The organism is Pseudomonas asplenii (genome assembly GCF_001293465.1).
In the GTDB taxonomy this organism is placed as follows: domain Bacteria; phylum Pseudomonadota; class Gammaproteobacteria; order Pseudomonadales; family Pseudomonadaceae; genus Aquipseudomonas; species Aquipseudomonas fuscovaginae_B.
The window spans coordinates 151,010-176,564 of the sequence record NZ_JSYZ01000006.1 but is presented as its reverse complement, the minus strand read 5'-3'; the positions used below and the strand labels follow the sequence as shown (position 1 = coordinate 176,564).

The 25,555-nt window shown below is 66.3% G+C and carries 18 protein-coding genes and 1 tRNA gene; 11 read left to right on the top strand and 8 right to left on the bottom strand.

All coding sequences use genetic code 11. The features are described 5' to 3' along the window. Positions 1-184 precede the first annotated feature (184 nt). The gene (locus PF66_RS09465; RefSeq protein ID WP_054062543.1) at positions 185-2,287 is read left to right on the top strand and encodes a mechanosensitive ion channel family protein; all 2,103 of its coding nucleotides are present in this window, start codon (positions 185-187) and stop codon (positions 2,285-2,287) included. Positions 2,288-2,418: 131 nt separating this feature from the next. On the opposite strand, the gene PF66_RS09460 is transcribed toward PF66_RS09465, so the two are convergent. Then, positions 2,419-6,714 (bottom strand): DEAD/DEAH box helicase, encoded by a 4,296-nt coding sequence (locus PF66_RS09460; RefSeq protein ID WP_054062542.1) that lies wholly within the window; start codon positions 6,712-6,714, stop codon positions 2,419-2,421. A 189-nt stretch (positions 6,715-6,903) separates the two neighbouring features. Between PF66_RS09460 and PF66_RS09455 the strand changes: the two genes are divergently transcribed. Both PF66_RS09455 and PF66_RS09450 read left to right on the top strand, forming a co-directional pair. Continuing rightward, complete coding sequence (locus tag PF66_RS09455; RefSeq protein WP_162491335.1) at positions 6,904-7,788, top strand: sugar nucleotide-binding protein; 885 nt, start codon at positions 6,904-6,906, stop codon at positions 7,786-7,788. After that, on the top strand, positions 7,781-8,710 hold the full coding sequence (locus PF66_RS09450) for an NAD-dependent epimerase/dehydratase family protein (RefSeq protein WP_054061300.1): 930 nt from the start codon (positions 7,781-7,783) through the stop codon (positions 8,708-8,710). The genes PF66_RS09455 and PF66_RS09450 overlap by 8 nt, the downstream gene beginning before the upstream one ends. A 57-nt stretch (positions 8,711-8,767) precedes the next feature. Here the strand turns inward: PF66_RS09450 and PF66_RS09445 are convergent, their stop codons facing one another. The 5 genes from PF66_RS09445 to PF66_RS09425 form a co-directional block, all read right to left on the bottom strand. Further along, positions 8,768-9,466, bottom strand: coding sequence for an OmpW/AlkL family protein (locus PF66_RS09445; RefSeq protein ID WP_054061299.1), 699 nt, complete (start codon positions 9,464-9,466; stop codon positions 8,768-8,770). Positions 9,467-9,707: 241 nt separating this feature from the next. Further along, positions 9,708-10,241, bottom strand: coding sequence for a DUF3299 domain-containing protein (locus tag PF66_RS09440; protein ID WP_054061298.1), 534 nt, complete (start codon positions 10,239-10,241; stop codon positions 9,708-9,710). Between the two features lie 11 nt (positions 10,242-10,252). Further along, the gene (locus PF66_RS09435) at positions 10,253-11,518 is read right to left on the bottom strand and encodes an ABC transporter permease (protein WP_054061297.1); all 1,266 of its coding nucleotides are present in this window, start codon (positions 11,516-11,518) and stop codon (positions 10,253-10,255) included. Position 11,519: 1 nt separating this feature from the next. Further along, complete coding sequence (locus tag PF66_RS09430; protein ID WP_054062540.1) at positions 11,520-12,230, bottom strand: ABC transporter ATP-binding protein; 711 nt, start codon at positions 12,228-12,230, stop codon at positions 11,520-11,522. A 152-nt stretch (positions 12,231-12,382) separates the two neighbouring features. Next, positions 12,383-12,979 carry a DUF2796 domain-containing protein gene (locus PF66_RS09425; protein WP_054061073.1) on the bottom strand — a complete coding sequence of 199 codons (597 nt, stop codon included), beginning with the start codon at positions 12,977-12,979 and terminating at the stop codon, positions 12,383-12,385. 145 nt (positions 12,980-13,124) lie between these two features. Between PF66_RS09425 and PF66_RS09420 the strand changes: the two genes are divergently transcribed. The 8 genes from PF66_RS09420 (at position 13,125) to PF66_RS09380 (ending at position 22,897) form a co-directional block, all read left to right on the top strand. After that, on the top strand, positions 13,125-13,478 hold the full coding sequence (locus PF66_RS09420; RefSeq protein WP_054062539.1) for a hypothetical protein: 354 nt from the start codon (positions 13,125-13,127) through the stop codon (positions 13,476-13,478). Positions 13,479-13,682: 204 nt separating this feature from the next. Next, positions 13,683-16,751, top strand: a complete 3,069-nt coding sequence (fdnG, locus tag PF66_RS09410; RefSeq protein ID WP_152972995.1) for a formate dehydrogenase-N subunit alpha — start codon at positions 13,683-13,685, stop codon at positions 16,749-16,751. After that, positions 16,751-17,701 carry a formate dehydrogenase subunit beta gene (gene fdxH / locus PF66_RS09405; RefSeq protein ID WP_054061077.1) on the top strand — a complete coding sequence of 317 codons (951 nt, stop codon included), beginning with the start codon at positions 16,751-16,753 and terminating at the stop codon, positions 17,699-17,701. Before fdnG ends, fdxH begins: the two co-directional genes overlap by 1 nt. After that, positions 17,698-18,354: a formate dehydrogenase subunit gamma gene (locus PF66_RS09400; protein WP_054062538.1), complete on the top strand. Its 657-nt coding sequence runs from the start codon at positions 17,698-17,700 to the stop codon at positions 18,352-18,354. Before fdxH ends, PF66_RS09400 begins: the two co-directional genes overlap by 4 nt. Before the next feature lie 4 nt (positions 18,355-18,358). Then, a complete protein-coding gene (gene fdhE / locus PF66_RS09395) occupies positions 18,359-19,285 on the top strand; it encodes a formate dehydrogenase accessory protein FdhE (RefSeq protein WP_054061079.1) in 927 nt (308 codons plus the stop codon). Positions 19,286-19,446: 161 nt separating this feature from the next. After that, the gene (gene selA / locus PF66_RS09390; RefSeq protein WP_054062537.1) at positions 19,447-20,874 is read left to right on the top strand and encodes an L-seryl-tRNA(Sec) selenium transferase; all 1,428 of its coding nucleotides are present in this window, start codon (positions 19,447-19,449) and stop codon (positions 20,872-20,874) included. After that, a complete protein-coding gene (selB, locus tag PF66_RS09385; protein ID WP_054062536.1) occupies positions 20,871-22,793 on the top strand; it encodes a selenocysteine-specific translation elongation factor in 1,923 nt (640 codons plus the stop codon). Before selA ends, selB begins: the two co-directional genes overlap by 4 nt. 8 nt (positions 22,794-22,801) lie before the next feature. Further along, positions 22,802-22,897, top strand: a tRNA-Sec gene (locus PF66_RS09380). A gap of 67 nt (positions 22,898-22,964) precedes the next feature. Here the strand turns inward: PF66_RS09380 and PF66_RS09375 are convergent. Together PF66_RS09375 and PF66_RS09370 are read right to left on the bottom strand one after the other, a co-directional pair. Further along, on the bottom strand, positions 22,965-23,954 hold the full coding sequence (locus PF66_RS09375; RefSeq protein ID WP_054061489.1) for an asparaginase: 990 nt from the start codon (positions 23,952-23,954) through the stop codon (positions 22,965-22,967). Positions 23,955-24,029: 75 nt separating this feature from the next. Further along, positions 24,030-25,472: an alanine/glycine:cation symporter family protein gene (locus tag PF66_RS09370; RefSeq protein WP_054062535.1), complete on the bottom strand. Its 1,443-nt coding sequence runs from the start codon at positions 25,470-25,472 to the stop codon at positions 24,030-24,032. Positions 25,473-25,555 lie beyond the last annotated feature (83 nt).

Genomic DNA, 25,555 nt, shown 5'->3' with positions numbered 1-25,555 from the left:
GCCGAACGCAAAACGAGGGTATCCCCCTACCTGTAGGAGGGTGGCTTGCCCGCGAACACGCCCTCAAGCCTTGCGCAAAACCATGGAGTCCGCGCAGGTGGAACGCTCGGGTGAACCCCAAGCGAACTTTGCCGGTCTTGCGGGACTCAGTTCCTTACAGTGACCGCCGAAGAGGAATTGCGCCGTGCCCGGATTCAAGCTGGCCATCGTCTTGTCGACCTTCCTGCTAGCCGTCAGTTGCGGGGTTGGCGCCGCTCCCGCCGCCACGCCCCAGGCTCCGCCCGAGCCGCTGGTGCAGGGTGGCCTGCTGGGCGCCCTCAGTTCCAGTATCGAGGAGGTCCAGGACAAGCTCGACCTCAACGACAACCTGCTGGACGCCTGGCGCCTGCGAGCCGACCGGGCGGCTGATGAAATGGATCGGCTGGTCAGCCAGACCGTCGAGCGTTCGCCCTGGAGCGTGGCCGCCGACTTCCTGCTGCTGTCGCTGGTGTGGATCGGCAGTTTCGCCGGGCTGAGTCTGCTCGGCCGGTTCGCCGCCCGCCGGCTTAACCGCCAGCCACTGTTGCTCAATCGCGAACGCGGCCGCTCACTGGTGGGCTACCTCCTGCCCTACATGTTGCCAGCCCTGGCCAGCCTGCCGCTGACCCTCTATGCCAGTCATCTGCTGCCGGTCTCGGTAGGCCGCGCCCTGGCGCTGTGCCTGGCCTATGCCACCAGCAGCGGGGTGTTCTCCACCGGGCTGTTGCTGTGCCTGAGCGTGCTGTTCGATCTTGGCCACAAGCGCCAGGCGGTGCGGGTCATCCGCAGCTACAGCCCGCGCCCGCTGTTCCTGATCGGTTTCCTGGCGGCCCTCAGCGATGCGCTCACCAGCCCGCAGATCGCCCGGCAACTGGGCGGCAATATCACCAGCAGCGTCGCCGTGTTCACCGGGCTGTTCGCCTCGCTGTGTTTCGGTGTGCTGGTGTTCCGCCTGCGTCGCCCGGTGGCCCACCTGATCCGCAATCGGCCCCTGGCCCAGCGCCTGCGCCAGCCGGCACTGCAGGAGTCGCTGCGGATCTTCTCCGGCCTGTGGTACTGGCCGATCCTGCTGATGGTGCTGGTCTCGGTGGTGAACCTGATCGGTGCCGGCGAAGACAGCCAGAAGGCCTTGCGCTGTGCCTTGCTGACCACCGTGCTGCTGATCGGCACGGTGTTTCTCAGCACCATCATCCAGCACCTGTTCAAGGGCCGCAGCGCCGAGGCGATCCAGCGCAGCAGCGTGTACAAGGAGCGTCTGCTGAGCCTGTTGCATGCGCTGTTGCGGATTGCCCTGGCGGTGACCTTCATCGAATTGCTCGGGCGGATCTGGGGGCTGTCGCTCTACGAGTTCGCCGCCCAGAACTCCGTGGGGCGGGCGATCAGCGATGCTCTGAGTCGCATCGGCCTGATCCTGCTGGCCACCTGGTTGCTGTGGGTGGTGCTCGACACGGCGATCCAGGAAGCGCTGAAGCCGCCGATCAACCCGCGCTCCTCGCGCCAGCCGAGCATGCGGGTGAAAACCATCCTGCCGTTGCTGCGCAATGCGGTGAAGATCATCCTCGTGGTGATCTGCACCATCACCACCATGGCCAACCTGGGGATCAACGTTGCGCCACTGCTGGCGGGGGCCGGGGTGGTCGGGCTGGCGATCGGCTTCGGTTCCCAGCAACTGGTGCAGGATGTGATCACCGGCCTGTTCATCATCATCGAGGACACCCTGTCGATCGGCGACTGGGTGGTGCTCGACTCCGGCCACGCCGGCACGGTGGAGGGGTTGACCATCCGCACCCTGCGCCTGCGTGACGGCAAGGGTTTCGTCCATTCGGTGCCGTTCGGCCAGATCAAGGCGGTCACCAACCAGTCGCGGCAATTCGCCTTTGCCTTCTTCTCGGTGCAGTTCACCTACGACACCGATGTCGACAAGGCCACCGCGCTGATTCGCGAGGCCGGGCGGATGATCAGCGAGGACAGCTTCCTCAAGTTCAACCTGCAGGGGCCGCTGGAGGTATTCGGGGTGGACCGGATGGATTTGAATGGCGTGGTGCTGACGGCACAGTTCCGCACGGTATCCGGTGGGCAGTACGCGGTGAGCCGGGCATTCAACGAGCGCTTGAAGAAGCTGGTGGATCAGAGCCCCTGGGTGCACTTCGCGCAGACTTATCCACAGACGGTGATGTTGCCGAACCGCACACCGCCGCAGGAAGAGGTGGCGCCAAAACCGGAAGGCGGGGCGGTGCTGCTGCCTGGGGAACGGGTGCAGACTCAGTGATTCGGGGTGCCTGTCCTGGCCCTTTGGCAGATGAATCCGGCCCCACAAGTGCTCGCTCGTGCATGAATCCTGCGAACCACGCTGACACTGTGGGAGCCGGATTCATCCGCGAAGAGGCCCTTCAGTCTTTTCTAATGCCGGATCAGCTTTTGTTTGACCTCATCCGCTGCCGGCTGCTCGAGTTCCAGCCAGAACAGCTGTTTGCCGGCGATTTCGGCGGCTGCGGGTATCCCATCGCGATACACCAGCCGATTACCTGCCAACGCCGGCACCTTGCTGCCCGGCAACAAGGTGCCGGCCAGGTTCAGCGGGTCGGCGCCACATACCGCGACCAGGCTGCCATCCAGGGGTCGACGACGAACCTCGCGCAACAAGGGAATGGCCTCGGGCAAGGCGAACTGTTCTCCGGCCAGGCCACTGACGAAGCGCCCGCCCCGAATCTCGCCACGGGCTTCCAGGCGATGGAGGGTGCGCAGCAGCTCGCGCCAGCTCGGCAGCCATTCCGCTTCCCGTTCCAGCAGCCGCCAGAACACCACGCCATAGCGGCGCAGCAGGGTCCTGGCGATATGCTCGAGGGTTTCTTCCGGCAAGCGATCAGTTGCCTCGGCCGGGGAGCGGCGCAACAAGGCCCAGCGTCCGGCGTCCTCCATCCCGCCGACCAGCGGACCACGCCCGCGCCGCGCGCCCCGAGCCTGGCGTTTGCTGGCCGGTGTGATCAGCGCCCGCAGCCCGGCGAAGCTGTCGGCGTTCACCAGCCCGGCGCCGACCAGTTCCTGCAGCGCGGCCTCCAGTTCGGTCGGCAGCAGATGGGCCTCGTGCAGCAGTTCGTCGAAGAATAACGCGCCGTGCTGGCTCAGTGCGGCATGGACCTTGAGGGTGCGCGGTGACAGCTCCTCGATCGCGGTCTGTTGCGCCAGGCTGCTCCACCGCGTCACCTGGGGCCGCGGCAGCAACACGACCGGGGTGCTGCGCAGCGTCATCGCCGCACCCTTGCCGCGGGCGTTGAGCCGCATCCACACCAGCTTGCCCGAGCGGCACAACTCATCCAGCCAGCTCGATGAATAATCCTTCAGGCGGGCATTGAGCAGTTCGCTGTCCCAGGCGCCGGCGGCTGCGGCATAACCTTCGAGCTGGCTGACGATCGCTGGCAGGGCGGCATTGCCGCGGGCCTGGCTGGCGCTGGAGAGGTGCTGCCAGTCGAACAGGAAACGCATGAAGTCCTGCAGGCTGACCGGTTCGATTTCCCGCCGCAGGCGCTTGACCGTATAGCGATGAATGCGCGCCAGCAGATGCCGTTCGCACCACTGTTCGGTGCTGGCGCCAGGGCTGAAACGGCCGCGCAACACATAACCCTCGCCCTCCAGTTTCGCCAGGGCCTGGGCCACCGTGGTGCTGTCCAGGGCCAGCGGCCGGGCGATCTGCGCCAGCGACAACGGGCCAAAGCCACTGAGGCGGGCGCGGACCACCTCGACGGCGGCCTCGTCGCGGTCCCGGTTGCGCTCGAAGTCCGCCGGCGGTTGCAACGCCGGTTGCAGTACGGCCTGTGGATAAAGGGCCCGCAGACAGCCGAGGCGCTCCAGGGCCACCCAGCCGCCCTGGCCGTCGAGTTGCAGGCGGGTGGCGCGCCCACTGCCAGCCAGGGCCTGGAGCCAGTCCGCCCAGTGCGTGTTGTCCGCCACCTCGGCATCGCTGACCAGCGCCAGGCTCATCAGCGCTTCGTGCATTTCGTCGACACTGGCCGGTTGCGGCCAGGCTTCTGCCCGCACCGCGTTGATCGCGTCGCCGTCCAGTGCGCCGAGATCGTCGGTACTCTGCGGGTCGCTCCAGCGGCGGTTGAGCACGGCCTGGGTCCGGCGCTCCTCCAGTGGCGCGTCGTCGAGAAAGGTGTAGGGCTTGGCGTTGAGGATCTCCGCCGCCAGGGGCGAGGGCGCCGGCAGGTCGCGGGCGATCAGGCGGATGTCACCGGCCTCCATGCGCCGTAGCAGGGCCAGCCAACCCTCGCTGTCCATGGCTTCGTGCAGGCAGTCGTCGAGGGTTTGCCGTACCAGCGGGTGATCGGGAATCTCCCGTTCGCCGGCGAGGTTTTCCAGGCAGGCGATCTGGTCGGGGAAGACGCAGGCGGTCAGGTCCTCGCCTTTCATCCGCTGGATCTGCGGCGGCACCTTGCGCCCGCCGACGAAGCGCGGCAAGGCCAGCGCGACCCCGGCATTCCAGCGCCAGCGCACGCCGAACAGCGGTGCGTCGAGCAGCGCCTGGACGAGGATCTGCTCGGCGCTCTGGCTACGCAGGTAACGCCAGACTTCCTCCAGGGCGAAGCTGTGGCTGGTGGACAGCGACAGCACGATGGCGTCCTCGCTGGCCGCCGCCTGCAATTCGAAGTTGAACGTGCGGCAGAAACGCTTGCGCAGGGCCAGGCCCCAGGCGCGGTTGACCCGGCTGCCGAAGGGGCTGTGGATAACCAGCTGGGTGCCGCCGGATTCGTCGAAGAACCGCTCCATCAGCAGGGTATCCTGCGATGGCAGTGCGCCGAGGGCCTGGCGGGCGCGGGCCAGGTATTCGACGATCTGCTCGGCGCTGGCCAGGTCCAGGCCGAGCTCATGGCACAACCAGTCCAGGCTCGGCCGCAGATTACCCGGCGTGGCCCCCAGCAACTCGTCCAGCTGGCTGCGCAGGCGCGCCACGGCAAACGACAGTTCGTTGCTGCGTCCGGGCGCTTCGCCGAGCCAGAACGGAATGCTCGGCGGCTGGCCTTGGGCATCCTCGACCCGCACCCGGCCGGTCTCCACCCGTAAAATCCGATAGGAATGGTTGCCCAACTGGAAGACATCGCCGGCGATGCTCTCCACGGCGAAATCCTCATTGACGGTGCCGATGTTCAGCCCCTGGGGTTCGAGCAGCACGGCGTAGTCGGCGTTGTCCGGAATGGTCCCGCCGCTGGTCAGGGCCGTCAGCTGGGCGCCGCGCCTTCCGCGCAGGGTGCGGGCCACGCTATCGCGGTGCAGGTAGGCGCTGCGCAGACCCTGGCGACTGTTGAAGCCCTCGGCGAGCATCTGCAGCAGTGCCTGGTAGGTCTGTTCGTCGAGTTCGGCGTAGGGGCTGGCGCGGCGGATCATCGCCAGCAGCGCCGCTTCCTGCCATTGCTGGCAACTGACTTCGGCGACGATCTGCTGTGCCAGCACATCCAGCGGCGCGCGGGGAATCAGCAGGACATCGAGTTCGCCGCGGCGTACGCAGTCGAGCAGGGCGGCACATTCGAGCAGGTCGTCGCGGCTGGTCGGGAACAGCCGGCCCTTGGGCGTGCCGCCGACCTGATGGCCGGAGCGGCCGACCCGTTGCACAAACGCCGAGATCGAGCCCGGCGAGCCGATCTGGCAGACCAGCTCGACTTCGCCGATGTCGATGCCCAGTTCCAGCGACGCGGTGGCGACCAGTACTTGCAACTCGCCGCGCTTGAGACGCTGCTCGGCCTCCAGCCGGTGCTCCTTGGCCAGGCTGCCGTGGTGGGCGGCGACGGCCTGCTGGCCCAGGCGCTCGCTCAGGTGGCGGGTCAGGCGTTCGGCCAGGCGCCGGGTATTGACGAACACCAGGGTGGTGCGATGTTCGCGGGCCAGTTCGGCGAGCCGGTCGTAGACCTGTTCCCAGACGTCGTTGGCCATCACCGCGCTCAACGGCACCCTGGGTACTTCGAGGGCCAGGTCGCGCGGGCGGGCGTGGCCGATATCGATGATTTCGCAGGGACGCCGGTTGCCGACCAGGAAGCGTGACACCGCGTCGATCGGCTTCTGCGTGGCGGACAAGCCGATCCGCAGCAGCGGTTCGCCGCACAATGCCTGCAGGCGCTCCAGGCTCAGTGCCAGGTGGCTGCCGCGCTTGCTGGCGGCGATGGCATGGATTTCGTCGACGATCACTGTGCGGGTGCTGGCGAGCATGCGTCGCCCGGACTCGGAGCCGAGCAGCACATACAGCGATTCCGGAGTGGTGACCAGGATGTGCGGCGCACTCTTGCGCATCTGCACACGCTCCCGGTCCGGGGTATCGCCGGTGCGCACCGCGGTATCGATCCGCAAGGGCGGCAGGCCCTGGCGCTCGAGTTCGGCGGTGATCCCGGCCAGCGGCTCCTGCAGGTTGATGCGGATATCGTTGGACAGTGCCTTGAGCGGCGAGACGTAGACCACCCGGGTTTCTGCTGGCAGCTTGCCACCCTGGGCGAGGCCCTGGCGCACCAGCTCGTCGATCACCGCGAGAAAGGCCGTGAGGGTCTTGCCGGAGCCGGTGGGCGCGGCGATCAGGGTCGACCGGCGCTGACCGATGAGCGGCCAGGCACGGGCCTGGGCGGCGGTGACGTCCGGGAAGGTGTGGCGAAACCAGGCGCTGACGGCCGGGTGAAAGCCCGCCAGGGCGCCGGGGACCGATTCGGGAAGGTTCATACTGTCCTTTATGCGGCCGCCGGCCGCAGGTTGCAAGCAGGACCGGCCGACCGTGCCTCCCGGCACTTTCTCCGTGACGATTGCCTCCAAAACCCGCAAAATGCAACGATTGTGGTTATCGCCAGTGGGAAACCCCCGGTTTTCCGTACACCTTCATCGTTCTGAACTGATTCTGGGCCAGCTGACTCTATGCGAATGCGCCTTATGTTATTGGGCGGCGGGAATGCCCTCGGGCAGGCGCTGATTCGCCTGGGTGCGGAGGAAGACATCAGTTTCCTCGCCCCCCGCCCGCCGCAGGACGGCTGGGACGCCGCGAGCCTGACGCAACTGCTGGACGACACCCGTCCGGATGCGTTGATCAACCTCGCCTACTATTTCGACTGGTTCCAGGCCGAAACGGTCAGCGAAACCCGCCTGGCCGGCCAGGAGAGTGCGGTCGAGCGTCTGGCCGAACTTTGCCAGCATCACAACATCATCCTCGTCCAACCCTCCAGCTATCGGGTCTTCGACGGCTCGCGGGCGACCGCCTACAGCGAAAAGGACGAGCCGGTCCCCCTCGGCCTGCGTGGCCAGGCCCTGTGGCGCATCGAGCAGAGCGTGCGGGCGACCTGTCCGCAGCACGTGCTGTTGCGTTTCGGCTGGCTGCTGGATGACAGCACCGACGGTTCCCTAGGGCGCTTCCTGGCCCGGGCCGAGCAGCCCGAGGAACTGCTGCTCGCCGACGACCGGCGTGGCAACCCGACGCCGGTGGACGATGCCGCGCGGGTGATCATCTCGGTGCTCAAGCAACTCGATTGCGCCGCGCCGCTGTGGGGCACCTATCACTACGCCGGCCATGAGGCGACCACGCCGCTGGCGCTGGGCCAGGCGATCCTCGGCGAAGCGCGCAACTACCGTTCGCTGGCGATCGAGGCACCGACGGCCCAGGCCCACGCGGCCCGTCCGGACGCCGCCGAAGAGCCGCAGCACGCGGTGCTGGCCTGCAAGAAAATCCTTCACACCTTCGGTATCAAGCCCCGCGCCTGGCGCGCCGGGCTGCCGGCTTTACTGGACAGGTTCTATCGTCATGGCTGATGCCCCCATTCTGATCACCGGTGGCGCCGGTTTCATTGGTTCCAACCTGGCCGAGCGGCTGCTGGCAAAGGGTTATTCGATTCGCGTGCTGGACGACCTGTCGACCGGCAAGCGCAGCAACCTGGCCCTGGACGATCCGCGGGTCGAACTGATCGTGGGCGACGTGGCCGATGCCGCGCTCGTCGCCCGGACCATGGTCGGCTGCCAGGCGGTGGTGCACCTGGCGGCGGTGGCTTCGGTGCAGGCCTCGGTGGACGATCCGGTGCGCACTCATCAGAGCAACTTCATCGGCACGCTGAATGTCTGCGAGGCCATGCGCCAGGCGGGCGTCAAGCGGGTGCTGTTCGCGTCGAGCGCGGCGGTGTACGGCAACAACGGCGAAGGCGAGTCGATCGTCGAGGACACGGCCAAGGCGCCGCTGACGCCCTACGCGTCGGACAAGCTGGCCAGCGAATACTACTTCGACTTCTACCGTCGCCAGCATGGCCTGGAACCGGTGATCTTCCGCTTCTTCAACGTTTTCGGACCACGCCAGGACCCTTCCTCGCCGTACTCCGGGGTGATCAGCATTTTCAGCGAACGGGCGGAGAAGGGCCTGCCGATCACCGTGTTCGGCGATGGCGAGCAGACCCGCGATTTCATCTACGTCGGCGACCTGGTGGATGTGCTGGTGCAGGCGCTCGAAGCGCCACGGGTGGAAGAAGGCGCGATCAATGTCGGCCTGAACCGCTCCACCACCCTCAACCAGATGCTGCAGGCGCTGGCCGAAGTGGTCGGGCCGCTGCCACCGGTGAGCTACGCGCCGGCCCGTTCCGGCGATATCCGCCATTCGCGGGCGAACAACCAGCGTCTGCTGGAGCGTTTCGCGTTCCGCGAGCCGACACCGATGAGCGTCGGGCTGGCCCGCCTGCTGGGCCGCTGAGGTCAGTCGGCAGAAACGAAAAAGGCGCCTTTCGAGGCGCCTTTTCGTTGGGCTGGATCAGAACTTGTAGCCCAGGCCGACCATGTAGACCATCGGGTCGACATCGACGTTGACCTTGGCACGGGTGCCGCCGGCCACGGCGTTGTTGTCGACGTAGGCGGTGGTATCGATATCGATGTAGCGGACCTGGGCGTTGATCATCAGCTTGTCGGTGAGCATGTAGTCGGCACCGACCTGCCAGGCCACGCCCCAGGAGTTCTTCGCACGGAAGTTGTCGAAGCCGGCGGCGTTCGCCTCGCTGCCGACGTGCTCGTCGTAGATCCAGGTGTAGTTGATACCCGCGCCCAGGTAAGGCTGGAAGGCCGACTTGGCGTCGAGTGGGTAGTACACCAGGCTCAGGGTCGGCGGCAGGTGCTTGAGGGTACCGAGCTTGCCGTTGGCAGCGCCCAGGGCGGTGTTCTTGATCTTCACGTCATGCTCGAACGGGGTCGCCGCCAGCAGTTCGATACCGAGGTGATCGGTGACCATGTAGGCGAAGTTCAGACCCAACTGGGTGTCGCTGCTCATGGTCGCCTTGCCGCCCAGGTCGGCGCCGGCCAGCGGACCGCGATCGACCTTGACGCTGGAACTGTCGGCTTTCGGGTTGACCGTGATCGCACCGGCGCGAACGATGATGTCGCCGGCGTCGTGCGCATGGGCAAGTGGAGAGGCGAGGGCGAGCGCAACGAGAGAGGCGCTGAGCAGGGACTTGTGCATGGGGGCTCCAGAGGACGTTTCGAATTCACTGGGGCCAATGGTAAGGAGCGGACCGAACGGGTCCTTGACTCAGCTCAATGAAAGGCCAATGGAGGGGCCTTCCAGGGATTTTTGTGTAGCTATTCGCGGATAAATCCGGCTCCCACAGTTTGTGGTGCACACGGGATTTGCGTTCAACACGATCCCTGTGGGAGCCGGATTCATCCGCGATGAGGTTGCCACCTACCGCAAGACTACCCCCTCAATTCGGCAGCTCGTACACGTAGATCTTCTGCGCCTCCATGCTGTACCCGGCATCCGCCAGCTCACTGGTGCTCGGTTTCACCTGCAACACCCCCTCGATCCAATACGGCTGGTACAGCTCATCGAGCTTGACCCCCAGTTCGCTGGTCACGTGCACGATCTGGTTCGATGGCGGTGGTGGCACATGGATGCAGGCGCCGAAATACGGCACCAGCAGGAACTCGGTGGTGCGTCCTTCCTCGCTCACTTCCAACGGCACGATGTAACCCGGCAGGCGCACGTGCTGGCCATCGAGGGCCTTGACCACCGGCGCATTGGGCAGGGCCTGCCTGGCCGCCGGCGCGGCCTCGGGGTCCATGTTGCCCAGTTGCGACAGGTCGTGCAGCGGGCGCATGTCGGGTTTTTCCTCGGGCGCATCCGGCGGGATCATCTCCTGCCAGACCAGCTCGCGGATGGCGTCCTTGGCCCAGGTGGGCAGAGCCACCAGCAACAGCAGCGCCAGCAGGGCGCGGGGCAATACGGCTTTCTTCATTGCACAGGGGCTCACAAACGAATGGACAGGCCATCGGCCAGGGACTGTCGATAGGCGCGCCAGGCCGGCACGCTGCCCATCAACAGGGCGGCGACGAGGATACCGCCGAGCAGCGTCCATTCATATTCGCTTGGCCAGGACAGCGGCAGGTAAAGCCCGTAGTTGGACTGCACGTAACCCTGGGCCAGGGCGATGCCCAGGTACAACAGACCAAGCCCGGCCGTCACTCCGGCCAGCGCCAGGGCGAAGGCTTCCAGCACCAGCAGGCTGGCGATATGCCAGGGGCGCGCGCCCACCGAGCGCAGGATCGCCATTTCCCGCCGGCGTTCGTTGAGGCTGGTGAGGATCGCCGTGAGCATGCCGATCAGGCCGGTCAGCACCACGAACAGCGAGACCACGAACAGGGCCTTTTCCGCCGTACCCATCAGGCTCCAGAGTTCCTGCAGGGCCACGCCCGGCAGGATCGCCAGCATCGGCTCGCCACGGAACTCGTTGATCTCCCGTTGCAGGGCGAAGGTCGCGATCTTGCTCTTGAGGCCGAGCATGAAGGCGGTGATCGCCTGGGGCGTGAGGTCCATGTTGCGCGCCTGGTCGGCGCTGATCCGCCCGGCGCCGTGGGCCGGGACACCGTTGTGCCAGTCGATGTGGATCGCCTCCATGCCGCCGAGGCTGATGTGCAGCGTGCGGTCCACCGGCGTGCCGGTGCGCTTGAGGATGCCGACCACGGTGAACGGCTTGTCATCGTGCTTGACCAGGCTGATCGCGGCGACCCCATGGGCCAGCACCAGCTTGTCGCCGAGCTTGTAGTGCAGGGCCTCGGCGACTTCGGCACCGAGCACCACCTCGAACGGATCGGTGGCGAAGGCGCGGCCGCTGGCCAGTTCGAGGTTCTGCTGGTGGCCGTACTGGTAGTGCTCGAAGTACGCCTCGCTGGTGCCCAGCACCCGGTAGCCGCGGTGCGAGTCGCCGAGGGACATCGGGATCGCCCACTTCACCCGCGGGTCGTTGGCGAAGTGCTCGAAGCTGTCCCAGCGGATATTGTTGGTGGCGTTGCCGATACGGAACACCGAGTACAGCAGCAGGTTCACCGAGCCGGAGCGGGCACCGACGATCAGGTCGGTGCCGCTGATGGTGCTGGCGAAGCTGGCGCGGGCTTCGGTGCGCACCCGTTCCACCGCCAGCAGCAGGCAGACCGAGAGAGCGATGGCGAAGGCCGTGAGCAGGGCGGTGAAACGGCGGTTGGCCAGGCTGGCCAGGGCCAGTCGTAACAGGTACATCTCAAACCTCCGCGGGCGCGGCCGCGCGATTGAGTTCGGCCAGGGACAGGTGGCGGTCGAACAGCGCTGCCAGGCTCTGGTCATGGCTGACGAACAGCAGGCTGGAGCCGGCCTCGCGGCATTCGGCGAACAGCAGTTGGAGGAAGGCTTCGCGGGCATCGTAGTCGAGGGCCGAGGTCGGCTCGTCGGCGATCACCAGTTCCGGTTGGCCGATCAGTGCGCGGGCGGCGGCGACCCGTTGCTGCTGGCCGATCGACAGCGAGTCGGCACGGCGTTCCAGCAGCGCCGGATCCTTGAGGCCCAGGTGGGCGAGCAGGGTCGCGGCGGCCTGGTCGACACTGCCGTGGCGCTGCGCGGCGCGGCTGGCGCGCAACCTGGAGAAGTGACAGGGCAGCTCGACGTTCTCGCGCACCGAGAGAAACGGCAGCAGGTTGAACTGCTGGAAGATGTAGCCGGTGTGATCGACGCGAAAACGGTCGCGGGCACCGGCGCCCAGTTCGGTCAGTTCCTGGCCGAGCAGGCGGATGCTGCCGCGGCTGGGTTTCTGCACACCGCCGAGCAGGCCGAGCAGGGTGGTCTTGCCACTGCCGCTGGGGCCCTTGAGAAACAGGGTTTCGCCGCGTTCCAGGCGGAACGTCGGGATATCCAGCAACTGCGGATGCCCGGGCCAGTTGAAGCCCAGGTCGGACAGTTCGATAAGTGCTTGGGTCATGGAAACCGCTTCACAGGTGATAGGCCTTGTAGGAGCCGGCGTGCTGCCGGCGGCTCTCCGACGATCCACCCCAGGCGGCCATCCGAGAATGAGTCGGTGGCGCCAGTGGCATCGCTATGGCCAGCAAGCCGGCTCCTACCATGGGCATTGGATCAGAATTTCAGGGTAGCGGCCTTCGGCGTCGCATCGACACCCTGCTGGCCGCTTGGCGAGATCAGTTGTACCTGGATTTTCTGGGTGGCGGGGAACGTCTTGAAGACCTGGCTCAGGTCGAGCTGCTTGAGCGCAGTCGGCGTGCTGCAGGTGAACTGGTAGTGCGCGTGGATTTCGCTGTGGTCGTGATGGTGCTCGTGCTCGCCGCCCGCCTGGGCGTGGTCGTCGTCATCATCGTCGTCGTGGTCGGCATCTTCCGGCGCCGGGTCACCGAACAGCGGGCTCTCCAGCTCCTGGTTGGCGACCACGCAACCGGCACCCTTGGGCAGGTTGAACAGTTCCAGCGGCTTGTCCAGCAGCGCACGCACGGCGGCGACCTTGGCCTTGTCGGCATCGCTGGTGGCCGCGTGCTCGAAGCCCACCAGGTTCATCGCCGGGCTTTGCAGTTCCAGTTCCAGGGTCTGCGCATCCAGCACCGCATTCAGGCGGCCTACGCCGTGTTCATGGGCACCGAGGCTGCCATGTTCTTTTTCATGGGCCTGGGCGGCGACCAGGGGCAACAGGGCGAAAGGCAGGGCGAGAAGCAGGCGGCGCATGGCGTTTCTCCGGAAACGGCGAAGGGGATTTTGTTATGTGATCTTATAACGTTTCTGGCTGTTTCGGCCACCCGCTTGGCTATCCTGCTGACGCATGGGAGCATGCAGCCCTGCCTGTGGCACAAAGATGAACGAGGACCGATGCATGGTGAGGATTCGTGGGACCGTCGGCCAGTGGTCGGTGGATTTGACGCTGGAGCTGGACGACAACGAGTGGGCCCGTCTGGGCGCGCAGTTGCAGGGCGTGACGCCGCAGCAGGCGCCCGCCGCCGCAGTGGTGAGCAAACCGGCGAGCCAGGACGACACCCAATGGCAACTGGCCCGGGAGCTGTTGCGCCAGGCCGGACAGCTGAGCGGGCCGGAACTGCTGGAGCAGTTGGAGGCGCTGACCGGCAGCACGGCAGCGGGCAAGCGTCTGCTGGTGCGGTTGCGCCATAGCAGCGAGGTCCGGGTCGAGAGTGGCGCGGATTCGCCGCTCTTCAGTTGGATCGGTGGTTGATTGCCAACGTCCGGTTGCCGGACACGCGACTTCGGCAAATCTTCCTCATTACCCCGCGTCAACTGTCGGCGTCTTGACCCATGTCATCGCACGTTCAGGAATCTTGGCTAGAGTTACCTATTGGCAGGCAGTATTTGCCTCCACCGTGATTGCCAAGAGGCGCCGGCCATGTCCCGTGCGCCCCCACCTGATCAGGAGTGCACGATGGACCTCAACCGTCGGCAGTTCTTCAAGGTCGCCGCTGTCGGCCTTGGAGGCTCGAGCCTTGCAGCGTTGGGCATGGCCCCGACGCCGGCGTTCGCCGAGCAGGTGCGCCATTTCAAGCTGGCGCATACCAAGGAAACCCGCAACACCTGTCCCTACTGCTCGGTCGGCTGCGGCCTGATCCTGTACAGCCAGGGCGACGCGGGCAAGAACGTCAAGCAGAACATCATCCATATCGAGGGCGATGCGGACCATCCGGTCAATCGCGGCACCCTCTGCCCGAAAGGCGCCGGCCTGCTGGACTTCATCCACAGCCCGAGCCGGCTGCTGTACCCCGAGGTACGCAAGCCCGGCAGCAAGGAGTGGACCCGCATCAGTTGGGACGAGGCGCTCGATCGCGTCGCCGAACTGATGAAGCAGGACCGCGACGCCAACTTCATCGAAAAGAATGCCCAGGGCCAGACGGTCAACCGCTGGCTCACCACGGGGTTCCTTGCCGCGTCCGCCGCTTCCAGCGAAGCCGGCTACCTGACGCACAAGGTGATCCGTTCGCTCGGCATGCTGGGGTTCGATAACCAGGCGCGTGTCTGACACGGTCCGACGGTGGCAAGTCTTGCCCCGACGTACGGCCGTGGCGCCATGACCAATCACTGGTCTGACATCGCCAACGCGAACCTGGTCCTGGTGATGGGCGGCAACGCCGCTGAAGCGCATCCGTGCGGCTTCAAGTGGGTGACCGAAGCCAAGGCGCACAACCAGGCGCGGCTGATCGTGGTCGACCCGCGGTTCACCCGTACCGCCTCGGTGGCAGACTACTATGCGCCGATCCGCACCGGTAGCGACATCGCCTTCATGGGCGGGCTGATCAACTATCTGCTGAGCAACGACAGGATCCAGCACGAATACGTGCGCAACTACACCGACGTGTCGTTCATCGTCAAGGCCGGCTATGGCTTCGAGGATGGCCTGTTCAGCGGCTATGACGCGGCCAAGCGCACCTATGTCGACAAGTCCGGCTGGGGCTACGAGCTCGGCGAGGACGGTTTCGCCAAGGTCGACCCGACCCTGCAGCACCCGCGTTGCGTCTACCAGTTGATGAAGCAGCACTACAGCCGCTACACGCCGGAAGTGGCGAGCATGACCTGTGGCATGCCCCAGGACCGGATGATGACGATCTGGGAAGAGATCGCCACCTGCTCGGCACCGGGCAAAACCATGACCATCCTCTATGCCCTGGGCTGGACCCAGCACTCGATCGGCGCGCAGATCATCCGAAGCGCGGCGATGGTGCAACTGCTGCTGGGCAACGTCGGCATGCCGGGTGGCGGGGTCAACGCCCTGCGCGGTCACTCCAACATCCAGGGCCTGACCGACCTGGGCCTTTTGTCCAACTCGCTGCCGGGCTACCTGACCCTGGCCGGCGATGCCGAGCAGGACTACGCCGCCTTCATCGACAAGCGTGCGCCCAAGCCGCTGCGGCCGGGGCAGTTGTCCTACTGGCAGAACTACGGCAAGTTCCACGTCAGCCTGATGAAGGCCTGGTATGGCGCCAACGCCACCGCAGCCAACAACTGGGGCTACGACTGGTTGCCCAAGCTCGATGTGCCGGCCTACGACGTGCTGCGCATGTTCGAGATGATGGGCCAGGGCAAGGTCAACGGCTACATGTGCCAGGGCTTCAACCCGATCGCCGCGCTGCCGGACAAGAACCGCGTCACCGCCGCGCTCGGCAAGCTCAAGTGGCTGGTGATCATGGACCCGCTGGCCACCGAGACCTCGGAGTTCTGGCGCAACGCCGGGCCGTTCAACGACGTCGACACGGCCAACATCCAGACCGAGGTGATCCGCCTGCCCACCACCTGCTTCGCCGAGGAGGATGGCTCGCTGGTCAACAGCAGCCGCTGGCTGCAGTGGCACTGGAAGGGCGCCGACGGCCCGGGCGAAACCCGTACCGACGTGCAGATCATGAGCGAGCTGTTCCTGCGCCTGCGCCATCGCTACCAGGCCGAGGGCGGTGCCTACCCGGCCCCGATGCTCAATATCAGTTGGCCGTACAAGATCCCCGAGGAGCCTTCGCCCGAAGAGCTGGCCAAGGAGATGAACGGCTGGGCGGTCAGCGACCTGAGCGACCCGAGCGGGGTCACGCTCAAGGCCGGCCAGCAGCTCTCGGCCTTCGCCCAGTTGAAGGACGACGGCAGCACCGCGTCCGGCTGCTGGATCTTCGCCGGTTGCTGGACCGAACAGGGCAACCAGATGGCCCGGCGCGACAACAGCGACCCGTACGGTATGCACCAGGTGCAGAACTGGGCCTGGGCCTGGCCGGCCAACCGCCGCATCCTCTACAACCGCGCCTCCAGCGACCCGCAGGGCAAGCCCTGGGATCCAGAGAAGAAACGCCTGGTGTGGTGGAACGGCAAGGCCTGGGGCGGTACCGACGTGCCGGACTTCAAGGCCGACTCGCCGCCGGAAGCGGGGATGAATCCGTTCATCATGAACCCCGAAGGCGTGGCGCGCTTCTTTGCCGTCGACAAGATGGCCGAGGGGCCGTTCCCCGAGCACTACGAGCCGTTCGAGACACCGATCGGCATCAACCCGCTGCACCCGCAGAACAAGAAGGCCATCAGTAACCCGGCCGGGCGGATCTTCGATTCGGTGTGGGACACCCTCGGCAAGCACGAGGAGTATCCCTACGCGGCGACCACCTACCGGCTGACCGAGCACTTCCACTTCTGGAGCAAGCATTGCCGCCTCAACGCGATTGCCCAGCCCGAGCAGTTCGTCGAGATCGGCGAGGTGCTGGCCAACGAGAAGGGCATCAAGGCCGGCGATCGGGTGCGGGTGTCGAGCAAGCGCGGACACATCGACGCGGTGGCGGTGGTGACCAAGCGGATCCGTCCGCTGCAGGTCAACAACCAGACTGTGCACCAGATCGGCATCCCGTTGCACTGGGGCTTCACCGGTACCACCCGGCATGGCTACCTGACCAACACCCTGGTGCCGTTCCTCGGTGATGGCAACACCCAGACGCCGGAGTCCAAGTCGTTCCTCGTCAAAGTGGAGAAACTCTGATGGCCAGCCAAGACATCATCGCCCGCTCGGCCACGACCACCGTGCCGCCTTCGGTACGCCAGCAGCAGGAAGTCGCCAAGCTGATCGACACCACCAAGTGCATCGGCTGCAAGGCCTGCCAGGTGGCGTGCTCGGAGTGGAACGAACTGCGTGACGAGGTCGGCCACAACCACGGCACCTACGACAACCCCCAGGACCTCTCCGCCGAGACCTGGACCCTGATGCGCTTCACCGAGCACGAGCGCGACGACGGCAACCTGGAGTGGCTGATCCGCAAGGACGGCTGCATGCACTGCGCCGAGCCCGGTTGCCTGAAGGCCTGCCCGAGCCCGGGAGCGATCATCAAGCACGCCAACGGCATCGTCGACTTCAACCAGGACCACTGCATCGGCTGCGGCTACTGCATCACCGGCTGCCCGTTCAACATCCCGCGGATCTCACAGAAGGACCACAAGGCCTACAAGTGCACCCTGTGCTCCGACCGCGTGACCGTCGGCCTGGAGCCGGCCTGCGTGAAGACCTGCCCGACCGGGGCGATCGTCTTCGGCAGCAAGGACGAGATGAAGGAGCATGCCGCCGAGCGCATCGTCGACCTCAAGTCCCGCGGCTACGACAAGGCCGGGCTGTACGACCCGGATGGCGTTGGCGGCACCCACGTGATGTACGTGCTGCACCATGCCGACACGCCGAAGCTGTACGCCGGCTTGCCGGAGCAGCCGGTGATCAGCCCGCTGGTGGGGTTGTGGAAGGGCGTGACCAAGCCGCTGGCGCTGCTGGCGATGGGCGCGGCGGTGCTGGCCGGGTTCTTCCACTATGTGCGGGTCGGGCCACAGCGGGTCGAGGAAGAGGAACATCCGACACCACCCGACGGCAGCGTTCATCAGGTGGACCCTTCGGTGCATGTCTATGATCCGAACCGTCCCGGTGGGCAAGGGGAGCAGCGGCCATGAAGGACAACAAGCCTATCCTGCGCTACAACGCCAACGAGCGCAGCAACCACTGGATCGTTGCGATCCTGTTCGTGCTGGCCGGGTTGTCGGGGCTGGCGCTGTTCCATCCGGCGCTGTTCTGGCTGAGCAACCTGCTCGGTGGCGGCCCGTGGACGCGGATCCTGCACCCATTCATCGGCGTGGCGATGTTCGTGTTCTTCCTCGGCCTGGTGCTGCGTTTCTGGCGCGCCAACTTCATCACCGCCAACGACCGCCTGTGGTTGCGCCGGGTCGACCGGGTGATGCGCAACCAGGAAGAGGGCGTACCGCCGATCGGCAAGTACAACGCCGGGCAGAAGCTGTTGTTCTGGACCCTGCTGGCGTGCATGCTGGTGCTGCTGGTCAGCGGCGTGGTGATCTGGCGGGCGTACTTCAGTCACTACTTCGACATCGGCGCGATCCGCTTGAGCGCCTTGCTCCATGCCCTGGCGGCGTTCGTGCTGATCCTCAGCATCATCGTGCACATCTACGCCGGCATCTGGATCAAGGGCTCCATCGGCGCCATGCTGCATGGCTGGGTCAGCCGGGCCTGGGCACGCAAGCACCATGAACTGTGGTATCGCGAGGTGACCGGCGACAAGAACCCTCACGACCACGGCGGAAAACAAGGATGAACGTTTGAGCACCCTTCTCGAACCCGGGCAGATCGAAGCGTCGGCGGTGGCGCCGCCGTTCCTGCATCTGCCGCCGGCCAACCTATTCGAACTGCGTGCCGCGCGCCTGGAACAACTCGCCGAGGGGCATGCCCTGGGTGACTACCTGCACTTGGTCGCCCAGTTGTGCCGGGTCCAGCAGCAACTGATCGACAATCCACCTGGCGGTTTGCCGGTGGCCGAGGAACGCCAGCGGCTGTGCATCAGCCATGGTCTCCCCCCTCTGGCGGCGGACAGTCTGGTGCGTGAAGGCCCCTGGCTGGCCTGGTTGCAGGCGTTGCTCGATGGCCTCGATTCACCGGTGACGGGGGCCTTGGCCGAGGCGTTGGACAGTTTGCGTGGCAGTGACGACAACCAGCGCAAGGGCTGGGGCATCGCCCTGCTCGGCGGTCAATACGACGCGGTGCCGGCGGCCCTGGTGCCATTCCTCGGCGCCGCGTTGCAGGCGGCCTGGGCCAGTTGGTTGCTGGCCTTGCCCAGCCAGGAGCTCAAGCCCGCCGGCAGCCTGGCCCAGTGCCCGGCCTGCGGTTCGCCGGCCATGGCCGGGGTGGTGCGCAACCGTGGCAAGCACAATGGCCTGCGTTACCTGGCCTGCTCGCTGTGCGCCTGCGAATGGCATGTGGTGCGGGTCAAGTGCGTGTACTGCGAGTCGAGCAAGGACCTGCGCTACACCAACCTCGAAGACGATCGGCATGCGCCTGGCAAGGCGCCGTTGCGGGCGGAATGTTGTCCGGGCTGCCAGGGCTATCTCAAGCAGAACTACCTGGAGAACGACGCCGCCGCCGAGCCGCTGGCGGATGACCTGGCAAGCCTGGCCCTGGACATTCGGCTGGACGAGGAGGGTTTCCACCGATTGGCCCCGAACCTGATGCTGGCGCCTGGGGGAGGGTGAGCGGCTACACTGGAAAATCGAGTCGTCTTCATTCGCGGGCAAGCCACGCTCCTACAGAAGCCTGCACTGCGCCGAATATGTGAACGACTCAACCCTTGCAGGAGCGCGGCTTGCCCGCAAATGGTCCCGCCCCGACACCGAATGAACCGAAGGTTGCCCGAATGCCTGCGAGCCTCGCCAACGAAACCCCACGCCTGCCTTCTATCGACACCCTGTTGCGCCACGCCACCTGCCAGCCGCTGCTCGAACGCCACGGCCGCGAGGCGGTCCTGGCCACCTTGCGCCAGTTGCTCGACGACCTGCGCGAACCTGCCCGCCAAGGCCAACTGAGCGCGCCGGAACTGGCCGCCGAAGTCCTGCTCGGCCGCGCCGGCGAGCGCCTGGCGATCCGGCAGCGCAGCCAGGTCCGCCGGGTGTTCAACCTAACCGGCACGGTGCTGCACACCAACCTCGGCCGGGCGCTGCTGCCCGAAGAAGCCGTCGAGGCCATGCAGACCGCCGCCCGCTACCCACTCAACCTCGAGTTCGACCTGAGTACCGGCAAGCGTGGCGACCGCGACGACCTGATCGAAGGGCTGATCCGCGAGCTGACCGGCGCCGAGGCGGTCACCGTGGTCAACAACAACGCCGCCGCGGTACTGCTGGCGCTCAACAGCCTGGGGGCGCGCAAGGAAGGGATCATTTCCCGCGGCGAACTGATCGAGATCGGTGGTGCGTTCCGCATCCCCGACATCATGGCCCGCGCCGGCGTACGCCTGCACGAGATCGGCACCACCAACCGTACCCACGCCCGCGACTACGAAGGCGCGATCAACCCGCGCACCGGCCTGTTGATGCGTGTGCATTGCAGCAACTACAGCATCCAGGGGTTCACCACCCAGGTGCCCACCGCCGAGCTGGCCCGCATCGCCCATCAGCATGAGTTGCCGTTGCTCGAGGACCTCGGCAGCGGCAGCCTGCTCGACCTGACCCGTTGGGGGCTGCCCGCCGAGCCGACCGTGCGCCAGGCGTTGGCCGACGGCGCCGATATCGTCACCTTCAGTGGCGACAAGCTGCTCGGCGGCCCCCAGGCCGGGATCATCGTCGGCCGCAAGGACTTGATCGCGAAGATCAAGAAGAACCCGCTCAAGCGCGCCCTGCGGGTGGACAAGATCACCCTGGCGGCGCTGGAGGCGGTGCTGGCGCTGTACCGCAATCCCGACCGTCTGGCCGAGCGCCTGCCCAGCCTGCGCCTGCTGACCCGGCCTCAGGCCGAGATCGCCGCCCAGGCCGGGCGGCTGGCGCCGGAACTGGCGGCCCGTCTTGGCGCGCAGTGGACGGTCAGCGTCGAAGCCGCCCTGGGCATGATCGGCAGTGGCAGCCAACCGGTGGCACGCCTGCCCAGTGCCGCACTGTGCCTGCGTCCGCAGGTGTCGAAGAAGTTGCGCGGGCGCAGCCTGCATGTGCTGGAGCGGGCCCTGCGCGACCTGCCGGTTCCGGTGCTCGGTCGTATCGACGACGACGCGCTGTGGCTCGACCTGCGCCAACTGGACGATGAAGCCCAGTGGCTGGCGCAACTGCCGGCGCTGCAACTGGGGCCGGTGCAGTGATCGTCGGCACCGCCGGGCATATCGATCACGGCAAGACCGCGTTGCTCCAGGCCCTGACCGGCCAGGCCGGCGACCAGCGCCAGGAAGAGCGTGCCCGTGGCATGACCATCGACCTCGGCTACCGCTACGCCACCCTCGCTGAGGGGGAAGGGCTGACCGGTTTTATCGACGTGCCGGGGCACGAACGGTTTATCCACAACATGCTCGCCGGCGCCCACGGTATCGACCTGGTGTTGCTGGTGGTGGCCGCCGACGATGGGGTCATGCCGCAGACCCGCGAGCACCTGGCGATCATCGAGTTGCTGGGCATTCCCCAGGCGCTGGTGGCGATCAGCAAGTGCGACCGGGTCGAGCCGGCGCGGTTGGCTGAAGTCGACACGCAAGTGGCCGAGCTGCTGGCGCCGGGGCCTTATGCCGGGGCGTTGCGCTTTGCGCTGTCGAGTGTTACCGGCGAAGGTATCGAGGCGTTGCGCCTGGCCTTGCGCGAAGCCCAGTCGCGTGTGCGCCGGCGCAGTGTCGCGGGCGGTTTTCGCCTGGCGGTCGACCGGGCGTTCTCGGTGTCTGGCGCCGGTATCGTCGTGACCGGCACGGCCTTGTCCGGGCAGGTCACCGTCGCAGACAAGCTGCTGTTGGGCGCGGCCGGCAAGGCGGTGCGGGTGCGCGGCCTGCACGCGCAGAACCAGGCGGCGCCGCAGGCCGTGGCCGGGCAACGGGTGGCGCTGAACATCAGTGCCGAGCGCCTGGCGGTGGAGCAGGTGCATCGCGGCGACTGGCTGCTGCCGGCCTGGCTGCATGCGCCGAGTTCGCGAGTCGACATCGAGCTGCAGCTGTTGCCCGGTGAAACCCGTACTTTCGAACACTTCAGTGCCGTGCACGTGCACCTCGGGACCCAGGATGTCACCGCCCGGGTGGCCTTGCTCGAAGGCGAGAAGCTGCTGGGCGGCCAGCGCATGTTCGCCCAGTTGCTGCTCAACGCGCCGTTGCAGGCGGTGCATGGCGATCGTCTGGTCGTGCGCGACCAGCGTGCCCAGCGCACGCTGGGAGGTGGCCGGGTGCTCGATCCGTTTGCGCCGAGCCGGCAGCGTCGCAGCGAGGTGCGTCTGCGCCAGTTGCAGGTGCTGCGCGATGCCGGCGATCTGGAGCAGGCCCTGCCCGCGTTGCTCGAAACCGCTCCGGGCGGGCTCGACCCGCAGCGGCTGGAGCGGCAGTTCAATCGCCTGCGCGAGACCTGGCAACTGCCGGAGGGGGTACAGGTGATTGTTACTCGCCAGGGCCCGTTGCTGTTTGCCCGAACGCAGTGGCAGGCACTCCGGGAGCAGTTGCTGGAGCGGCTGACAGCCTTCCATCAACAGGAGCCCGACCAGTTGGGGCCGGACCGCGATCGACTGCGCCGTTTCAGCGCCTTGCCCCTGGAGCGGCCGGCGTTTGTCAGCCTGCTGGAGGAACTGCTGGGCGAGGGCGGCATCAGCAGCAGTGGTCCGTGGTTGCACCGGCCGGATCACACGGTGCAGTTGAGCGAGGCCGATGAGCTGTTGTGGCAGCGCCTGCAACCGCGCCTGCTGGCGGGCGAGTTCGATCCGCCCTGGGTCAGGACCCTGGCCGGCGAAGAGCAACGGGAGGAAGGCGAAGTGCGCCTGCTTCTGCGCAAGCTGGCGCGGCTGGGGATGTTGCACCAGGTGGTGCGGGACCTGTTCTATCCACAGGCGACGTTGCAACGCATGGTCGAGCTGCTGTTGCGGCAGGCTGCGGCATCGCCGATAGTGCAGGTGGCGGCGTTTCGCGATATGTTGGGCATCGGTCGCAAACGCAGTGTGCAGATACTGGAATATTTCGACCGTATCGGCCTGACCCGCAGGGTCGCCGACCAGCGTCATATCCGTGTTGACAGTGCCCTGGCCCGGCAGCAGGCCAGGGACTGAAGCTTCAGGGAAGGCAATCGCGCCCGGTGGCGCGGCCGGGCTTCAAACCCGGTTGGGGACGGCAACCGTTCCCGGGCAGGTTCGACTCCCGCTGCCTTCCGCCAATTTCACCAGAGCCTTGTGCAGGGCTTACCGGTTGGTTGCCCGCGAATAGGCCCGCAAGAGCGGCGCTTACGCGCGCTCCCCGCACAGGTCCAGAGCAAACCACTGCTGCGCCGCCTGCACATCCAGCCCCGCACCGAGCAATGCGAACAACTTGCCCAGCGCGGCTTCGCGGGTCATGCCGCCGCCGCTGACCAGGCCGGTATCGCGCAGGCGGCTGCCAGCGGCGTAGGTGTCGAACACCACCGAACCTTCCGGGCATTGGCTGATGGCAACGATCATCACGCCACGCTGGCGGGCCTCATGCAGCACGTCGAGCAGTGCCTGGTCATCGGACGGGCCGGTACCGCTGCCGTAGCATTCCAGCACCAGGCCCTGGATGCCGCTGTCGAACAGACCGCGCAGATGGGCGGCCTGCAGGCCGGGGTACACCGGCAGCACGGCCAGGTTGACCGGGACCCGTGGCTGGCGGTAGTCCAGCCGATCCGGGACTGCCGCCGCCCGCTCGCCTTCGCGATGACGGGATGGCGCGGTGAAAGCGTCGAACGCTTCGCTGCGCAGTTTCGAGGCACGGCAGCCGTGCAGCAACTGGCCGTGGAAGAACAGTTGCACACCGTTTGCCAGGCCGTGCTCGAAGTGCTTCAGGGCACCGAGCAGGTTGTCCCAGGCATCGCTGTCCGGCGCACCGGCCGGCAGCATGGAGCCGGTCAGCACTACCGGTACCGGCAGGCCGAGCAGCAGGAACGACAGGGCCGCGGCGCTGTAGGCCAGGGTGTCGGTGCCGTGCAGCACCAGCACGCCGTCATGGCCACGCTGTTCGACGGCGTCGACGATGGCATCGCGCATCGCCAGCCAGTTGGCCTGTTGCATGTTGGCGCTGTCGATCAGCGGGTTGAGCTCATGCAGCGACCAGTGCACCTGCGGCGCGTCGGCGCAGCCGGCGAGGTATTCGCGCATGCGCGCCTCGAAGCCGCCAGCCGGAGCCAGGCCTTCGGCGGTCTGCAGCATGCCGATGGTGCCCCCGGTATAGAGGACGAGGAGATTCTTGACTGCACCCATGGGAGCATTCCGTAGAGATTTGGCGAGAGAAAGACACAGCCGCCCACGAACGGGGCGGCTGAGGCAAGGAGAATATCAGCGTTGCGGCTGCGCTTGGGCGGCTGCTTTGTCAGTGGCTGTTTCTACTTGCGGGTTGGCGGGCCAGGCGGCGCGGTCCAGGTCCAGGTCGTTGAACTTGCTGGAATCGAACACGGGCTGGTCGACGCCGGCACGACGTTGCTCGTCGTAGTCGCGCATCACCCGCAGACCGACCTTGAACAGCAGGGCCAGGGCGATCAGGTTGACGAAGGCCAGGCAGGTCATGGTGATGTCGGCGAAGGCGAACACGGTCGACAGGTTCTGCATCGAGCCCCAGACGATCAGGGCCAGTACCAGGGCGCGGTAGGTCATCAGCACGGCGCGGTTGCGGCTGAGGAACTGCAGGCTGTTCTCGCCCAGGTAGTAGTTGTAGAGGATGCAGGTGAAGACGAACAGCGACAGCGCGACGCTGACGAAGATCCGGCCCCAGTCACCGACCACCGCGGCCAGGGAGTTCTGGGTCAGGACGATGCCGTCCCCTTCGAAGCCCGGGGTGTAGAAGCCTGACAGCAGGATCAGCAGCGCGGTGCAGGTGCAGATCACGAAGGTGTCGAGGAACACGCTGAATGCCTGGACCACGCCCTGGGCGCCCGGGTGTTTCACGGCCGCCACGGCGGCCACGTTCGGGGCACTGCCCAGGCCGGCTTCGTTGGCGAACACGCCACGCTTCACGCCCATGACGATGGCGCTGCCGAGCAGGCCGGCGAAGGCCGGGTCGAGGCCGAAGGCGCTCTTGAAGATGGTTTCCAGCATGGCCGGCACGTGTTCGATCTGGGTGCCGATCACGTACAGGGTCACGCCGATGTAGGCCAGGGTCTTGACCGGCACCAGCAGGTCGGAAACCGCGGCGATACGCTTGATGCCACCGAGGAACACGATCGCCAGCAGGACGGCGAGGACGATACCGGTGTGGTTGGGCGAGAAGCCGAAGGCGTTCTGCAGCGAATGGGTCACGGTGTACGACTGCAGGCCGTTGAAGGCGAAGCCGTAGGTGACCAGCAGCAGTACGGAGAACACCACCGCCATGCCTTTCAGCTTCAGGCCGTGCTGGATGTAGTAGGCCGGACCGCCACGGTACAGGCCATCGCCATCGGCGCGCTTGTAGACCTGGGCCAGGGTACATTCGAAGAAGCTGCTGGACATGCCGACCAGTGCGGTGACCCACATCCAGAACACGGCGCCCGGACCACCGAGGGTCACGGCGATACCGACACCGGCGATGTTACCGGCACCGACGCGGCCGGCCAGGCTCAGCATCAGGGCCTGGAACGAGCTCAGTTGGCCTGCCTGGCCGCGGAGGGACTCCTTGAAAACACCGAACATGTGGCCGAAGTGGCGGAATTGGACGAACCGCGAGCGGATCGTGAAGTAGCTGCCGAGTCCGACGATCAGCACGATGAGCAGTTTCCCCGAGAGGAAATCATTGAGTGCTTCTAGCATTGGAGAATGACCTCGATTCTTATTCTTTGCGTGAAAAGAGCAACAGGCGGCAGGCGCGCTGCTATCCGTTGGGGCGCATGGTT

What these genes read in the sequence shown, in the direction of transcription:
- selA (WP_054062537.1), top strand. Translation starts at nt 19,447, where the DNA reads ATGCCTGCGAGCCTCGCCAACGAAACCCCACGCCTGCCTTCTATCGAC.
- PF66_RS09435 (WP_054061297.1), bottom strand. Translation starts at nt 11,518, where the DNA reads ATGTACCTGTTACGACTGGCCCTGGCCAGCCTGGCCAACCGCCGTTTC.
- PF66_RS09400 (WP_054062538.1), top strand. Translation starts at nt 17,698, where the DNA reads ATGAAGGACAACAAGCCTATCCTGCGCTACAACGCCAACGAGCGCAGC.
- PF66_RS09375 (WP_054061489.1), bottom strand. Translation starts at nt 23,954, where the DNA reads ATGGGTGCAGTCAAGAATCTCCTCGTCCTCTATACCGGGGGCACCATC.
- PF66_RS09420 (WP_054062539.1), top strand. Translation starts at nt 13,125, where the DNA reads ATGGTGAGGATTCGTGGGACCGTCGGCCAGTGGTCGGTGGATTTGACG.
- PF66_RS09455 (WP_162491335.1), top strand. Translation starts at nt 6,904, where the DNA reads ATGCGAATGCGCCTTATGTTATTGGGCGGCGGGAATGCCCTCGGGCAG.
- PF66_RS09430 (WP_054062540.1), bottom strand. Translation starts at nt 12,230, where the DNA reads ATGACCCAAGCACTTATCGAACTGTCCGACCTGGGCTTCAACTGGCCC.
- PF66_RS09425 (WP_054061073.1), bottom strand. Translation starts at nt 12,979, where the DNA reads ATGCGCCGCCTGCTTCTCGCCCTGCCTTTCGCCCTGTTGCCCCTGGTC.
- fdxH (WP_054061077.1), top strand. Translation starts at nt 16,751, where the DNA reads ATGGCCAGCCAAGACATCATCGCCCGCTCGGCCACGACCACCGTGCCG.
- PF66_RS09445 (WP_054061299.1), bottom strand. Translation starts at nt 9,466, where the DNA reads ATGCACAAGTCCCTGCTCAGCGCCTCTCTCGTTGCGCTCGCCCTCGCC.
- PF66_RS09460 (WP_054062542.1), bottom strand. Translation starts at nt 6,714, where the DNA reads ATGAACCTTCCCGAATCGGTCCCCGGCGCCCTGGCGGGCTTTCACCCG.
- PF66_RS09370 (WP_054062535.1), bottom strand. Translation starts at nt 25,472, where the DNA reads ATGCTAGAAGCACTCAATGATTTCCTCTCGGGGAAACTGCTCATCGTG.
- PF66_RS09450 (WP_054061300.1), top strand. Translation starts at nt 7,781, where the DNA reads ATGGCTGATGCCCCCATTCTGATCACCGGTGGCGCCGGTTTCATTGGT.
- PF66_RS09440 (WP_054061298.1), bottom strand. Translation starts at nt 10,241, where the DNA reads ATGAAGAAAGCCGTATTGCCCCGCGCCCTGCTGGCGCTGCTGTTGCTG.